We start from the raw sequence: 14,825 nt of genomic DNA, 5'->3' as shown, positions 1-14,825 counted from the left end.
ATCATAGCCTGTATAGTTTGGCAACGTGCAGGATGGGGCCGGTAGGCTGCCCGGTGGGGGAACCTCCCACCGGCTCAAGGCTGATAGCCAGGGTTCTGCTGTTACTGAGAAGCTTCCGCGCCTCGTCATCAAGGGTCACCCTATAGGTGTCGCCCACCGGAATAACCCCGAGGGACAAAGGTTGCCCGTCCTCCGGTACAATCCACAATTCGTAATCCTTACCCTGCTGGGCCGCCGTCGCGGCAACTGGGCGTAACTTGAGCTGCCTGTCGAGCACGGACTGGCTGACCAGCCATAGCGGATCGGTCACGTCTGCCTGCACAATGGCGCCCGACAGGTGGTCATCCACCCCGGGTTCTGGGTGCTGGAGCAAGACGACCGCCAGTACCAGCGCTGCAGCGGTTGCCAGTATACTCCAACTCGGCCAGAACCAGCGGCCGGCCCCTTCATTGGCCGCCTCTGCGCCTCCCGCTTTATCCACCTGTGGCCAAAGCCGGCGTTCGATCCCGGCCCAAACCGACGCCGGTGGCTGTTCTTCCTCAATGCGTGTGCCCAGGTGCCCCAGTTTCTCTTCCCAGAACCAGACTTCCTGGCGGATTCGAACCGACTCCATCATCCACCGCTCGAAACGCCTGCGAGCCGCCCCATGCAGGGAACCAAGCACGTATTCCGCTGCCAATGCTTCTATTCTTTCCGGTGTCCTTTTCATCGTTCCAGACACCTCTTCAGAGCCATCAACCCGCGTCGGATCCAGCTTTTTACGGTTCCAATGGGAGAACTCAAGGCCTCAGAGAGCTCGTCATGGGTGAACCCCCGGTAATAGGACAACAGGATGCTATCTCGCTGCGTCTCGGAGAGTTCGTCCAGGCACCCGCGCAGCTCGGCGCTACCCGCAATCCGGAGAGATTCATCGAGTGGTCCTTCGCGCTCGTCAGCAACGCGCTCTAGGTGGGCATCGCCGGACGTCGGCCTCGACTTCCTGTTCCTCATAATATCCAGTGTGCGATAACGGGCAATCGTCAGCATCCAGCTCAAGGGTGCTCCCCGTTCATTGTGATACTCACCGGCGTTATGCCATATCTGCACAAACGCGTCCTGAACCGCTTCCTCCGCCAGGTCCCGCTGGCTTGCCAGTTTCAGGCATAACCCAAACATTCTGCCAGAGATTCTCTGGTACAGGCGCTGGAACGCCTGTCGATCTTCATGAGCTATGGCCATCAGCAAACCCATGAGCTCATCCTGCTCGCTATCAATGTCAGACATGTCAGCTATCCGTTCGCCCCGTTTACGGTATTGATACCGTTCCTACGCACATCAGCGCCTGAAAGTTGCACTACGACATTAGTCGTTAAATTTTTTTGTGACAACTGCATCTTTCTGTGCACTGGCTGCGTAATGACTTTTGCAACACCAACAATAGAAGAGGAAAACGGAATGAACACTTTATTAAAACGCTCCGGCCTCGCCATTGCGGTTGCCGGACTCTGTATCAGTGCCGGCGCCGCAAACGCCTCAAGCCACCGCGAAGCGCCCTTTATTACCGAAGTACCAAAAGTAGACGGTACCGACTTCTACATGTTCCGCAGCTACGAGACGGGACGCGAAGACTTCGTGACCCTCATCGCCAACTATCTGCCACTGCAGGATGCCTATGGCGGCCCCAACTACTTCGATCTGGACGACGACGCAGTTTATGAAATCCACATCGATAATAGTGGCAACGCGCAGGAAAACCTCACGTTCCGCTTTGAGTTCTCGGATAACCTGAACGACATCCAACTGCCAGTGGGACCGGACGGCGACAAGAAAATGGTTTCCGTGCCGCTCAAGAACATTGGTGATGCCAGCAACGAAGCCAATGTGCAGTTCAGCCAGGAATACACCGTATCGGTTATCCGGGGCGACCGTCGTACCGGTACTGTCGAAACCGCGACCAACGTTACGGACGGCACCGCCACCTTTGACAAGCCGCTGGACAACATCGGCAGCAAGTCTTTTCCCGGCGGCTATGAGACTTACGCCAACCAGCACATCTTCGAGATGGCCATTCCCGGCTGCAGCACCAACGGCCAGGTATTTGTAGGTCAACGCAAGGAAGCCTTCGCGGTTAACCTTGGTGAGATCTTCGACCTGGTCAACACCAACCCGCTCGGCGCACGTAACGCTGAAGGCCCGGGCGACCTCGCTGACAAGAACGTGACATCGTTTGCCCTGGAAGTGCCAACCGAGTGCCTGACGGGAACAGCGGCCACGGCCTCTGGCGCCCCGGTCATCGGTGGCTGGACCACGGCCAGCGTGCGTCAGGCCCGTGTTATCAACCCGGCGCCTACATCAAACGGTAAGGGTGCTACCGTAGAAGGTGGAGCCCTGACCCAGGTATCCCGCCTCGGCATGCCGCTGGTCAACGAAGTTGTCATTGGCCTGAAGGACAAAGACCTGTTTAACGCCAGTGAGCCCATGAACGATGGCCAGTTCGCCACCTATGTGACTCATCCCACGCTGCCAGAACTGCTGGAAGTCCTGTTTGGCGTAACAGCACCCAATAACTTCCCGCGCAACGACCTGGTTACCGCATTCCTGACCGGCGTGCCGGACCTGAACCAGCCTCAGGGCGTTACTGCATCGGAGATGTTGCGTCTGAACCCAGCGGTCGCGACCACGGCACCAGCCAGTCAGAGTGATCTTGGTGTACTCGGTGGCGACAATGCCGGCTTCCCGAACGGCCGTCGCCCGGTGGATGACACTGTGGATATAGCATTGCGTGTCGCCATGGGCGTTCTGGCGGATCCGGCCGACGCTCCGGATGGTGGACTTGAATACACCGATGGTGTGCAGCTTAACCCGGCCGAACTCCAGAACGTGTTCCCGTACCTGGCCACACCGCTGGCCGGTTCACCCAACAGTTAACAGGAGATCACGATGAACGTGTTTCTGAAAACCTCATGTCTGGCTGTTGTGGCAGCAATGCTGGGTGGCTGTTTCAACGGCTCCAGCGGCAGTCGGGAACCAAGGCCGGACCCAGCGGTTGATTTCACGGCTTTCGTGAAAACGCAGATCGACAACACGGACGACACTCGTGCAGCTGTCCAGATCAACAACCAGGAGTTCAGTTTCAATGACCAGAATAATGAACAGGCGTTCGACGATCTGTTCATCCAATAGGACCCCTTGCCGGCCTTCAGTACGCCTGAAGCCGGCAAGCACACTCCCTGCCCTTCGGGGCGGGGCTTTTTGTGTCGGGCTGTGGTTGATGGCCGCTTTACCAAACGTCGCAACCGCTGCACCCGGACCTATTGAGAAGGATTTCGCCGATACCGACATTCTTGTTGAACTGCCAGAGCCGGCACTGACCACGTCCGAGCTGCCGGATTCGCCCGAGCAACTGGCAGACACCGTACAAAATCAGATCTCCCGTGCCAGAAGCACCGGAGACCCCCGTTTCCTGGGCTATGCTGACGGAATGTTGCAGCGATGGCCCGGAGAGATGACAGACCGACTGCTCACACTCAGGGCAACGCTGGACCAGAGCCTCCACCGGTTTGACAGTGCCCGCAAGGACCTCGAAACCGTGATTGCCCGCTCCATCAGCGCACTCCAGAAAAATCAGGCGTTGTTGCTACTGGCCAATCTGGAAACCGTTCAGGGCCATTACGAAGACGCACGAAAGCGCTGCAGCCAGTTGCAACAATCCTATCCCGGACTGATTGCCGACAGTTGCGCGGCCCAGGTTGACGCCCGCACTGGTCGCCCCGCGGCAGCCTATCAGGCCCTTCAGAAAAAATCAGAGAGCACCAGCACCAATACCACCAGTCAGCTTTGGGCAGAAGGAACCCTGGGGGATATCGCCGCGCAGATGGGCAACCCCGCCGCAGCCGATCACTGGCAGACGATACTCCGCATCAGTCCCGACGATCTCTATACCCGCGCCCAGTTAGCGGACTGGTATCTCAGCCGGAACCAGGCCGACCGTACACTGGCATTAACCGAAGGCTACGAGCAGGTGGATTCGCTGGCTGTGCTGCGCGCCATCGCCATGGCTCGCTCAGGGCATCCGGAGGCAGAAGCGCTGGCGGAAAGACTCAGGGAACGGTTCGCGGAAGCACGTTGGCGCGGCAACCTGCTGCACCAGCGAGACATGGCGCGCTTCCAGCTTGATATAGAAGGCGACGCCGATACGGCACTGACCTTTGCCGCTGATAACTGGCGCAGCCAGCGCGAGCCACTCGATACCCGGCTTCTTCTGCGGGCTGCCCGTGCAGCGGGTGATGAGCAGCCAGCCCAAAAAGTGAGAACCTGGCTGGACAAACACGGGCAATCAGATGCCCGTTATCCGGAGGCTGGCTCATGAAGCGCTTCAAACAACGGGTTAGCCTGACCGTATCGCTTATTATGCTGGCACTCGTCTCCGGCACAGCACTGGCCCACAAAGCCAGCGACAGCTTTATCTACCTGAATCAGGACCGAGGCGAAATACGCATAGACGTGGCGCTCAGAGACCTTGCAGTGGCTTTTCCGCTGGATCGAAACGGGGATCACCAACTCAGCGGCGACGAATTCCGGGCAAGCAGAGGTCAGATTACACGATGGCTGGAGCAGGGCATTACCCTCTCCAATTCCCTCGGTGATTGCCGCCTGACAGGCCAGCAGTGGGGTCTTTCCAGCCATAGCGACGGACCGTATGCGGCCGGGCGGTACAGCATCAGCTGTCCAGAGAACACTGCGCCCACGAGCCTCCATTACAACCTGTTGTTCTCACAAGACCCTCTGCATCGTGGTCTGATCAGCCTGGAGACTGATGGCGCCAGCACTCTGGGCGTGGTAGGGCCCGACAGCCGACGTTTTTCACTCTCTGTCGAAGACTCCCCCGGAGGTCTGCAGCTGTTCGGAACCTTCCTGTACGAAGGCGTCGTCCATCTACTCATCGGCCTTGACCACATCCTGTTCCTGCTGGTGCTGATGCTACCGGCAACGATGAGAAACACGAAAGGAGAGCCCCCGGCCGGGCTGAAACAGCGCCTGTGGGAGCTGACCGGCATTGTCACCGCGTTCACGGTCGCTCACTCAGTAACGCTGGCGCTGGCGGCCCTCGGCGTGGTGCGTCTGCCCATTGCTTGGGTGGAGACCATCATTGCCCTGTCCATAGCGATCGCAGCCGTGAACGTGGCCTGGTCGATACTGGGCAGGAAAACCTGGAAGCTGGCCTTCGGATTCGGGCTGGTGCACGGGTTCGGTTTTGCCAGCGTGCTGGGGGACCTCACCAGCGGCGTTTCGCAGACTGTCCTTGCCCTCGCCGGTTTCAATATTGGTGTGGAGCTCGGGCAACTGGGGCTACTGCTTATTGCCTTCCCGCTGCTCTACCTCTGCGGTAGAACACACCTTTACGGCAGGGCGGTCGTTCCGATCGTGCTGGTCGCGGTGGGTGCGATCAGCCTGTACTGGGTTGCCGAGAGGGCGATGGCCATCTGAGCCGGGCCCCGGTGCCTTTCGACTCCGGGGCTATCAAGGGCAGATTAATCAGTGCAGGGCACGGAGTTGGCGTGGATACAGGGCTGCGCTGACCTCCGGTTCATCCAGCAGATCCGCAAGCTCCATGTCCACCTCGGTTTCCTCGCCTTCATCGGGCAGCGGCTCAAACAGGGTGTTCAGCCAGGAGGTTACTGACGGTGCTTCGTCACGACCGTATTCCGTGGACAGGGCCTTGATGCGGCGGAATCCGATGATCCGTTGGTGCTTGGGATCGCGAATCTGCTCAAAGCCGCGCCAGTAAATCCGGTCGCGAGTATGCAACTGGACAAACAGAGTGTCGATGGGCTCTGCCGGGTCCTCACCGCGCAGGGGGTCATCGTCGCTGTCATCAGCCGCATCAGCCGCGCGTACTTCCTCTGCCACGGCATCGGCCTTCGCCGGTTTTTTATTGCGGATGGTGGTCCACGCCGGGTAAAGCACAGCCACCGCATCGGCTTCCACATGCTCACGGGCAGCGCGGAGGATCAGTCCCCAGCGGGCCTTGTCGGCATCGGTTTCAAGAGAGTTAATGGGCAAGTCGTAGCTTTGTTCACTGGACAGAACGATAGCCATCATCGGGGCATCAAGCTCCCCCATGGCCTCAGCCTGTGCTACAGACACCAGTTCGTCGATTGCCATCGGTTGGTTCATAATACGCTCGCCTCCTCGATGCCATCAGGGTCTTTCAGAGAGAATGGGTTCTCCCTGACTCACAGCATAGCCTGTTCCTGCCATAAAGATAAACGTGGATGCCGTGTTCGCGGATCACAATACGTCATTTATTGTTTCAGAGCGTAGCCTCCAGCAGCTCATAGCGGCCAAACCATGGGTTGGCTTCTTCCAGTTGGGCTGCCAGTTGCAACAGGGTGCCCTCATCGCCATGAGGAGCGCCGAACTGAACACCAACCGGCAAACCTGTCGCTGTCCAATACAGCGGCACCGACATGGCAGGCGTGCCGGTCAGGTTGGCCAGTTGGGTGAATGGCGTGCGGGCCAGGCTCTCCAGCGCCATCTGGTCCACTTGCCCGCTGCGGTGCACCATTTTTCCCGCCTTCAGCATCAACATCAGTCTGGCCGCTACCTGCAGATGGGCCGGCGTGTCCAGCTCGCCAATTCTTGCCGGCAACTGGCCGGCGGTCGGGCACAGGTACATATCATAACCCTGGAAGAACGCACCCAGGGCACGGGTAAAATCGTTCCACTGCTGGCGGCGTCGCACGTAATCCGGTAGCGGCATGGACTGCCCCAGCATGCCGATCAACCGGGTATCCAGCTCAAAATCGTCGTCGCGGGCGCCGAACTGGGTTTTAGCCCGGCCCATAAGGGTGGATACTTCGCCGAAATACAGGCCCAGGTAACAGCGGGCTAGTGCCATGCCGTCAAACTCCGGGCGGGCGTACTCCACCTGGTGTCCAAGGTTCTCCAGCGTGCGCGCCGTGTCCTCGACGGCATCCACGCATTCCCGAGCCACGTCGGTTTCATAGGGCGATGACGTGAAGACGCCAATCTTGAGCCGCCGGGGGGCCTGCTGCATCAGCTCGGCGTATGGAGCGACTGGCGGCGCGATAATGAACGGATCTCCCACTGCCGGGCCGGCCAGCACATCCAGCATGGCCGCGCTGTCACGAACAGTACGGGTGACCACGTGATCGGTCGAGGCCCCGGTCCATGCCTCTCCGGTAAACGGCCCGGAGGATATCCGGCCGCGGGAAGGCTTCAGGCCGAACAGACCGTTGTAGCCAGCCGGAATACGAATAGATCCGCCACCGTCGTTGGCGCCGGCCATGGGCACAATCCCCGCTGCCACGGCAGCACCAGAACCGCCACTGGACCCGCCCGGCGTCAGCTCTGTGTTCCAGGGGTTACGGGATGGCCCCCAAAGTTTTGACTCGGTGACGGCCTTGAGCCCGAACTCCGGCGTCGCCGTTCGGCCAAGGAACACCAGGCCACCAGCCCGTGCCCGACGGACAAATTCCGAATCACGGGGCGCAATGTTGTGTTTCAGGCCCCGACTGCCATAGGTACAGGGCTGGCCTTGCTGTTCCTGGGCCAGATCTTTAAGCAGCATGGGAACGCCGGAGAAGGTACTATCCGGTGTATAGGCCTGACCCAATGCATCGGAAAACTGGGGGTGACAGATGGCGTTGAGCTTGGCATTCACGCTCGCTGCTCGTTCAATGGCCGCCTCGCAGACTTCGCTGGCTGAGACTTCTCCACGGCGGATCAGGTCGGCAAGCGCCACCGCGTCGTACCGGAGGTATTCGGATTGCTTCATGATGGATTCCGTTTGTTATTCTGTTGTCAGGAGATTCAGGGAACTGGTGTTTATGAACAAGAGCCTCAGACGTTGCTCACTTGCTGTCGTTATAATAGTCACACCTATTATCGCATCTATTTCCAAGGCCAGTGAACAGACGCCCGAGCCTGCCGATAAATGGACCAGCGTTGTCCGCAGCTCCCCATACTGGACCAGCCAGGGGGTCTACCGGAACATTACCACCATCCGGCGCTGGGTGTTGAAGGAGACCGGGTACTGCGCAGAGGCTGACCGGCATATCCTCTTCGATATGCGCGGCCAGTTCCTTGGCTATATTGACGATGGCGACAACCGCGAGGCCACCCAGAACCGCCTGAACAACACAAGGCGCTCCCTCGCGGACAGTGGCCGCGCCGACACCTGGGCACCGGGCGGGCCGGAGACAACCGGCTACCCATTCGCCTTGTCCTGCCGCCAACCCCATGTGAACCTGGACGAAGCCGTTGCCCGCTACCTGGGCACATTGCCTTCCGAGTTGATCTGGGGCGCCTGGGACGACCTGTCTTTTGCCACGCAGGACGCCCCAAAGCCGCTGCATGATGCGTTGATGTACGTTTATAACCTTCGGGAACAGCAACAACGGCTCGACCTGCCGACAACGCTGCCAAAATACCTGGGTGGGCAGGTGCTGATCGAGAGCAGCGGTCAGCAACGGGCACACTCGGTTGCCAACGCCAAGGGCATACTTCAGTTATCACCCCCCGCCCTCAATGACTGCCGCATCAAACCCGCCAACCACTGGCACCGGCTTGCCCAGATTGATTGCGCCCTCAGACTGATGAATCAGAACGCCCGTAATCTTAGGTCGCCGTTCGAAGCACGCTTCGGTCACCTGCCCGACGAAAAACGCGACCAGCTTTTCACATTGCTGTTGGTCCAGGCCTACCATGGCGGCGCCAGCCGGGTGCAGGCATTGCTGGAAGGGGAAACCCTCTCAAAGCCTGCCGCTTACTTTGCCCGGGAGCATGACAAATTCAGCGCCGGTGATATCGCCTTTGGCATGGTATTCCACAACCTCGGGCGGGATCGCTTCGGGCTGGCATCCCTGTATTATGTGGCGGACGTTCAACTGGCCACGGAGGCATTGTGCGAAACCGCACGCCTCGATAACACTCGTTTCTGCCGGTAATTCCCGGAGCAAGTATTGGAACTCACCCTGATCCCCGAAGGTCTGAGCACGGCAACAGCGGCTTTTCTGCTGCTGAGCTCTGTCGTAACGTCAATGATTACAGCCAGCCTGGGCGCCGGAGGAGGCGTTCTGCTGTTGGTGCTGATGGCGTTCTGGATACCACCAACAGCGATCATACCCGTCCACGGCATGATCCAGCTCGGCTCCAACGCCGGGCGGGCAACCCTGACCTGGCGCCATACCGACTGGAAAGCGATTGCGGCTTTTGCTCCGGGGGTGCTGGTAGGGGCAGGGCTGGGTGCCTGGTTGCTGGTCGACCTGCCCCCCCACCTCTGGCAACTGACCATTGGCCTTTTCGTGCTTTATCTTTGCTGGGGGCCGGCCCTACCGCGAGGCGTCTTCGGCAGCGTGGGGATATTCCTCGCCTCCGGGCTGACCAGCTTCATCACCCTGTTTGTGGGGGCAACAGGGCCCCTGGTGGCTTCCTTTATCAAACAAATGCACACCGACCGCTTCACCACCGTCGCCACATTCGCCACGGCCATGACTCTCCAGCATGCACCCAAGGCACTGGTGTTCGGATTGGCCGGCTTTGTTTTCCGGGACTGGCTGCCATTCATTCTGGCCATGATCGGGTTCGGCTTTGCCGGCACCTGGTTGGGACTTCATGTGCTCAAATCCCTGAGCAACCAACATTTCAGCCGCATTTTCAACCTGCTGCTGACCCTTCTTGCCTTGCGACTTCTATGGCAGGCCGGAGGTTCCGCGGGCTGGTGGTGATCAGTTCGGTCAATGCCGCGGAGGCAGAGGGACCGTAACCACCTGATTGCGCCCCTGAGCCTTGGCAGCATAGGTGCCCTCGTCGGCACGAGCAACAACCTCACGGGGCCCGGAGTCGGCGTCACACATTTCCGTAAGGCCGATACTGGCAGTCACCCCAAATGACTTACCGTCCTGCTCAAGGCGCAGGGACTCGATCCCGGTTCGGATTGTCTCGGCAAGTTGCGCTGCTCGCTCCATGCCACAGGCGGGCAGAATGATTCCGAATTCATCGCCCCCAAGCCGCGCCACAGTGTCCGACTGGCGCACTGATGTTCTGAGCAGGTCCGACAGCCTTCCAAGCAAGTCATCCCCCAACAAGTGCCCGCCTTCATCGTTGACCGGTTTGAAGTAGTCCAGGTCAATCAGCATCAGGATGCTGGCAACCGTGGCTTTATTGGCCTCGGTCAGGCACTTGACCAGTGACGAATTGAAGGCCCGGCGGTTGAGCAAGCCGGTCAGACTGTCATGGGTTGCTTCCCAGGACAGCCGCTCCTCTTCACGACGGCGCTCACTGTCATCCCGGATCACAAACACCAACCGGTGATTGTGACGGCCCCGGCGCAGGTGCAGCATGGTCAGGTCCACATCAAAGGTTCGCCCGGCACTGTTTCTGAGCGTGGCATACAGGCTGTCCACGTCGGCACTGCGCAGGAACTCATCAGCTTCCCAACGGCGGTTTTCATTCTCGATGGAGACCAATTGGAAGAAATTCTGCTGTTCGCAACCACCAGCCTGACCCAGGAAACCACAGGCGGCATCATTGGCATAACGAATAATGCCATCGACATCCACCATCAGTACGCCTTCCTGCAACACACCCAGAATGCTGTCCGCCCGCTGCTGTTCTTCAGCCAGTTCGGCTTCGATTTCCAGTTCATGGGTGATGTCCCTAACAACGGTGATGGTGCCCAGTGATCGCTCTTCCGTCTCGATGACCGCCGTCATCACATCCGCCCACACCAATTGCCGGTCGCTACGGCTTTTCAGGCGGAAGCGGCCCCGGAACACGGTTTTACTGCGAAGCGCCTCCTTCCTGGCCTCCACCGTGCCGGCCCGGTCTTCCTCGTAGACACCCTCAATAAGGGGGGCATGCTGAAGGTCACTGGAGTCAACACCAATAATCCGCTCAAAGGCCGGGTTTACAAATTCAATCCTGCCCAGCACATCAGTCTGGATAATTCCGATCGGGGCACTCTGGGTAAGCGAGCGGAAAAACGCCTCTCGTTCAGCCAGCGATGCCAGCACTTCATCCCGCTCTTCCATTACGGTATTGAAGGTTTCTGCCACCTGGCGGATTTCCGTTCCACCGGCAATATCCACCGGTTCAGTGCGAATCCCCAAATGGCGCTCACTGATCTGGAAGCCGAGCTTTCTTAAGGGCGCCATCAGTCGCCGGAACACCAACAGTGCCAGCGGCGCCATTACCAGAATCACAATCAGCAACACCTGAACAAAGCTGTCCGTCAGCCGGCTTATCGGCGCATAGGCTTCCCTTGCCGGCCACACAGCGGTGACAAACCAGGGAACCTGGGACATCTGACGCACAGACATAATCGCGTTTGTGTCTTCCTTAATTGTCGTATGTACCGTCCCCTCGAACCCCGCCATGGCACTCTTGAGCCCCTGATTTTCAAGCCTCACGGGCACCATTGATTCCCCGGTGCGGCCATGGGCAAGTGTAATGCCGCTACGGGTGGCAATACTCACGTACCCTGTCTTGCCGATACGCACGTTGCTCATATCTTCCATGAAGTTATCCCCGGCAAGAAAAACCGTGCCTCCCAGCACGCCTATAAACCGTTGGTTATGATCAAAAATTGGTGCCGTCATCATGATGGCGGGGCGGTCCCGATAATTGGAGACATAGGGTTCACTGATGACCGACGTGAGCTGGCTTGATGTCTGACGAAAATAGTCACGGCCACTGATATCCAGTCCTGTCTGACGATAGCTTTCCGGATATTCAGCAATAACCTTGCCGCTGGCGTCGAACAGGTAAACACCATCGAACATGTGCTGAAGGGCAATCTCGCGCTTGACGAGGAGACGGGCACGGTCGCGGAACACCTGCTCATCCATGGTAAACCCTTCCGCAACATGCGTCAGAGTATCCCGACGCTGCTGCAGACGGACATCCAGGTCGCCGGCAACCAGTTCCGCGATGGTTTCCACCTGCTCCCTTGTCTGTGCTTCCAGTTCAGAGCGACTGACCACGGAACTGACCACTGCCACGATAATAGCCGCCAGCACAATGGCAAGGACCACAAAAGCAACAGCACGATTCACCAGGCTGGCAAGCCAGCGTTTTATCAACACGGCGGCATGGCTCCTGATTCGAGGCTGCTGCTGAATGGGGCCAGGTTCAATTTCCCCAGGATTAAATGCCTGTTACTCACTGGACAAGGTATCTGCAATTGAAAACTTTCATAGACATAAGCTTAACAGAGACTTAGCTCTTTACAGGTTACAGGACTTGCAATTTCAATGATAATCGTTATTATTTAGACCTGTTTTCCCAACCGAGGTTTTCCCGATGTCCGAGTCCCTGCTCGCCGACACCACCGGAATCAGTGCCGGCCCGGTCAGTCAGCTGCTGGAAATGGGCGGCCCCGTCATGATTGTCTTGCTGGCAATCGCCCTGGCAGGTGTTGTTACCTTTATCTACCTCATGTTATTTGGCACTTTTTTTGCCCCCAGGTTTACCGCAAAACTTAAAAACGCCATTAAAGAATGGCAACAAAAGCCCGGCAGCAGTACACCTGAACAGCTGCAAAAACGTGCTGGCCGTTATGCAAAGCTGAACCCGCTGCACCACTTGATCGTCAACACCATGAACGCTCGCCTGGACGATACCGATTCCCAGCAAATAAGGGAATCCGTGGCCAGGGACGCCCATGACGCCCTGGAACCTTTCGAGGCACCACTGAAAATCATTGAGGTCATTGCCGCACTGGCACCGCTACTGGGTCTACTGGGCACTGTCCTGGGCATGATGGAAGCCTTTGGCGCCATGGCGGCCACCGAAGGCCGCGCCAATGCCTCCCAATTGAGTGGCGGTATCTACGAAGCGCTTACCACCACGGCAGCCGGCCTTGTGATCGCCATTCCCTTTGCCGCCCTGGCGGCATGGATCGAGTTCCGCCTGCGTCGCATCCAGAAAACCATTAACAGCGCACTGGTTACTGTCATCTCGGTACCGGTCACATCGCAGGAAAGCCCCGCAGCGGTCGAAACGCGCGACGAATCCGTATCCGATACCGGCGCCAGATCCCGACGCATGGCGGACTATTCCGAAGACGGGCACCAGGGTCGTCTGGCCAATGCAACTGGTTGAACCGCGCCCGGGGCGCCCTGTCCCGATCCGTATAACACCTCTCATTGATGTGGTCTTCATCCTGCTGGTGTTCTTCATGCTCACCAGCAGGCTGCTGCCGGTCAGTTTTATGGAACTGAGTAACAGCACGGGCGATACCAGTTCCGTGACCGGTGAACCCATTCCGGAAGTGGTTATCCAGCGTGACGGGCAGGCCCTATGGCAGGGAGAAGCCTACGCGATTGAGGCCCTGGTCGACAGACTCAGGGCCGGGGGCGTGGGCGAAATCAACCTGGCAACGGAATCCGCCACGCAACTGACCGATTTCACCCAGGCCTACAGCCAGCTATCCGACAGTGGCATCACCACTCACTGGAAGCGCTCTCCAGCGGCTGCGGAGCAACCATGACGGACCTGGTTCCACCGCCGGTTACCTCGGGCAAGTCCCTGATGGAACGGCTGGAGGATGCCCTCCTGCCGCTCATCAACCTGGTCTTCCTGCTGCTGATGTTCTTCATCGTGGCCGGACAGTTATCAGACACGCCCTTACCGGACCTTCCCGGGAGCGGGCAACAGATCGGAAATGAGCAGCCCCACGCCGACCTCACCGTCACCGCGGATGGAGAGTGGAAGGTGGATGGCCGCCCTGTGGCGACACAAGGCCTGCCAGACGTGCTGCCTGCCCCCGACGATGAATCCCCGCTGAAAATTGCCGCGGAGCGGGACATTGCCATGTCTGACCTGGAGTCACTTCTTCGTGTGTTGGAAGAAAACGGCTACCGGGAAGTGATCCTGCTGACGGAGCCCGCCAGTTGATGGGAGCCAGTAAGACCGTCCGCAGCCTGCTTCTGATCGTTTCCATTATTATCACTGCTATCGTGGTGGTCATTGCTGCGCCCGAGCGAATCCCGGAACTGAAACCACTGGGGGACTCAGCCGTCAATTCCGCCCCCGCCATCAGGATTTCGCTGGCTGGCACACCGGAACCCCAACCACCCGAACCCCAAGTACAGGAACAACCCCCGGAGCCCACACCTGAGCCAGAGCCAGAGCCAGAGCCAGAGCCAGAGCCAGAGCCAGAGCCAGAGCCAGAGCCAGAGCCAGAAATCGTGCCGGAACCCGAGCCCGAACCGCAACCTGAGCCCGAACCAAAGCCTGAACCGGAACCTGAAGTGACAGAGCCGGAACAGGTCGCTCAGGTCGAAGCACCCCAGACCGACGACGTCTCCGAGGAGGTCACGGAAAACACCGCCGAGGAAGAGAGCCTCAACCAGCAGGTGGAGCTCAGTGCCGGCGAGTCCTCCGACGTCGACCGCTACCTCACGGAGCTGAGCAGGCATCTGAGCCGTTTTTATGAATATCCGCGCCGTGCCCGCCGCCTGGGGCAGGAAGGGGCACCAGTGGTGGTGTTCGAATTCAGCCGTGACGGCACCCTGGTCCAGCACTCACTGCGCACATCTTCAGACCATGCGCTGTTGGACGATGCCGCACTGGATATGCTCAAGGATGCCGAACCTTTGCCGGAAGTGCCGGAATCCATGAAAGGCAAAACCTTCACCTATGCGCTGCCGGTTCGCTTCAGCTTGCGCTGAGCAATTTTTTGCCTGCCCAGCAAGATCTCGCCTCACAGCCAGCAACCGATTGCCCGCCCAGCCTTCCAGCACTGACCGAAAATTCGCTACTCGTTGTTATTAAAGAGGTTTTAGTTTCTGGCACGACGTTTGTTACCTGATAAGTGT

General features: G+C 58.8%; 15 protein-coding genes. 10 read left to right on the top strand and 5 right to left on the bottom strand.

From position 1 onward, the window contains the following. Position 1: 1 nt before the first annotated feature. Both NLU14_RS15425 and NLU14_RS15420 read right to left on the bottom strand, forming a co-directional pair. Positions 2-709 carry an anti-sigma factor gene (locus tag NLU14_RS15425; protein ID WP_275708090.1) on the bottom strand — a complete coding sequence of 236 codons (708 nt, stop codon included), beginning with the start codon at positions 707-709 and terminating at the stop codon, positions 2-4. Continuing rightward, positions 706-1,263: a sigma-70 family RNA polymerase sigma factor gene (locus NLU14_RS15420; protein ID WP_275708088.1), complete on the bottom strand. Its 558-nt coding sequence runs from the start codon at positions 1,261-1,263 to the stop codon at positions 706-708. Before NLU14_RS15420 ends, NLU14_RS15425 begins: the two co-directional genes overlap by 4 nt. A gap of 171 nt (positions 1,264-1,434) precedes the next feature. Here NLU14_RS15420 and NLU14_RS15415 point away from each other — a divergent pair, with 171 nt between their 5' ends. From NLU14_RS15415 to NLU14_RS15400, 4 genes are all read left to right on the top strand, one after another. Next, on the top strand, positions 1,435-2,907 hold the full coding sequence (locus NLU14_RS15415; RefSeq protein ID WP_275708086.1) for a DUF4331 domain-containing protein: 1,473 nt from the start codon (positions 1,435-1,437) through the stop codon (positions 2,905-2,907). Positions 2,908-2,919: 12 nt separating this feature from the next. Beyond that, positions 2,920-3,162 (top strand): hypothetical protein, encoded by a 243-nt coding sequence (locus NLU14_RS15410; RefSeq protein WP_275708084.1) that lies wholly within the window; start codon positions 2,920-2,922, stop codon positions 3,160-3,162. An 88-nt stretch (positions 3,163-3,250) separates the two neighbouring features. Beyond that, positions 3,251-4,348 carry a tetratricopeptide repeat protein gene (locus NLU14_RS15405; protein WP_275708082.1) on the top strand — a complete coding sequence of 366 codons (1,098 nt, stop codon included), beginning with the start codon at positions 3,251-3,253 and terminating at the stop codon, positions 4,346-4,348. Further along, positions 4,345-5,466: a HupE/UreJ family protein gene (locus tag NLU14_RS15400; protein WP_275708080.1), complete on the top strand. Its 1,122-nt coding sequence runs from the start codon at positions 4,345-4,347 to the stop codon at positions 5,464-5,466. Before NLU14_RS15405 ends, NLU14_RS15400 begins: the two co-directional genes overlap by 4 nt. Positions 5,467-5,514: 48 nt before the next feature. Here the strand turns inward: NLU14_RS15400 and NLU14_RS15395 are convergent, their stop codons facing one another. Together NLU14_RS15395 and NLU14_RS15390 are read right to left on the bottom strand one after the other, a co-directional pair. Then, positions 5,515-6,156: a hypothetical protein gene (locus NLU14_RS15395; protein WP_275708077.1), complete on the bottom strand. Its 642-nt coding sequence runs from the start codon at positions 6,154-6,156 to the stop codon at positions 5,515-5,517. Positions 6,157-6,292: 136 nt separating this feature from the next. After that, a complete protein-coding gene (locus NLU14_RS15390; protein WP_275708074.1) occupies positions 6,293-7,780 on the bottom strand; it encodes an amidase in 1,488 nt (495 codons plus the stop codon). A 52-nt stretch (positions 7,781-7,832) separates the two neighbouring features. Between NLU14_RS15390 and NLU14_RS15385 the strand changes: the two genes are divergently transcribed. Together NLU14_RS15385 and NLU14_RS15380 are read left to right on the top strand one after the other, a co-directional pair. Then, positions 7,833-8,951: a hypothetical protein gene (locus tag NLU14_RS15385; RefSeq protein WP_338040805.1), complete on the top strand. Its 1,119-nt coding sequence runs from the start codon at positions 7,833-7,835 to the stop codon at positions 8,949-8,951. Between the two features lie 15 nt (positions 8,952-8,966). Then, the gene (locus NLU14_RS15380; protein WP_275708072.1) at positions 8,967-9,731 is read left to right on the top strand and encodes a sulfite exporter TauE/SafE family protein; all 765 of its coding nucleotides are present in this window, start codon (positions 8,967-8,969) and stop codon (positions 9,729-9,731) included. Positions 9,732-9,740: 9 nt separating this feature from the next. On the opposite strand, the gene NLU14_RS15375 is transcribed toward NLU14_RS15380, so the two are convergent. Then, complete coding sequence (locus NLU14_RS15375; RefSeq protein WP_338040804.1) at positions 9,741-12,089, bottom strand: sensor domain-containing diguanylate cyclase; 2,349 nt, start codon at positions 12,087-12,089, stop codon at positions 9,741-9,743. Between the two features lie 217 nt (positions 12,090-12,306). Between NLU14_RS15375 and NLU14_RS15370 the strand changes: the two genes are divergently transcribed. From NLU14_RS15370 to NLU14_RS15355, 4 genes are read left to right on the top strand one after another with little or no spacing between them, the layout of a single operon-like run. Then, positions 12,307-13,107, top strand: coding sequence for a MotA/TolQ/ExbB proton channel family protein (locus tag NLU14_RS15370; RefSeq protein ID WP_275708069.1), 801 nt, complete (start codon positions 12,307-12,309; stop codon positions 13,105-13,107). Beyond that, positions 13,094-13,495, top strand: coding sequence for an ExbD/TolR family protein (locus tag NLU14_RS15365; RefSeq protein WP_275708067.1), 402 nt, complete (start codon positions 13,094-13,096; stop codon positions 13,493-13,495). Before NLU14_RS15370 ends, NLU14_RS15365 begins: the two co-directional genes overlap by 14 nt. Next, positions 13,492-13,902, top strand: coding sequence for an ExbD/TolR family protein (locus NLU14_RS15360; RefSeq protein WP_275708065.1), 411 nt, complete (start codon positions 13,492-13,494; stop codon positions 13,900-13,902). Before NLU14_RS15365 ends, NLU14_RS15360 begins: the two co-directional genes overlap by 4 nt. After that, positions 13,902-14,678 carry an energy transducer TonB gene (locus NLU14_RS15355; RefSeq protein ID WP_275708062.1) on the top strand — a complete coding sequence of 259 codons (777 nt, stop codon included), beginning with the start codon at positions 13,902-13,904 and terminating at the stop codon, positions 14,676-14,678. The genes NLU14_RS15360 and NLU14_RS15355 overlap by 1 nt, the downstream gene beginning before the upstream one ends. The last annotated feature ends 147 nt before the right edge of the window (positions 14,679-14,825 follow it).

This window comes from Marinobacter iranensis, from assembly GCF_029207565.1.
GTDB classification, from domain to species: domain Bacteria; phylum Pseudomonadota; class Gammaproteobacteria; order Pseudomonadales; family Oleiphilaceae; genus Marinobacter; species Marinobacter iranensis.
This window is presented reverse-complemented; position numbering and strand designations above follow the sequence as displayed.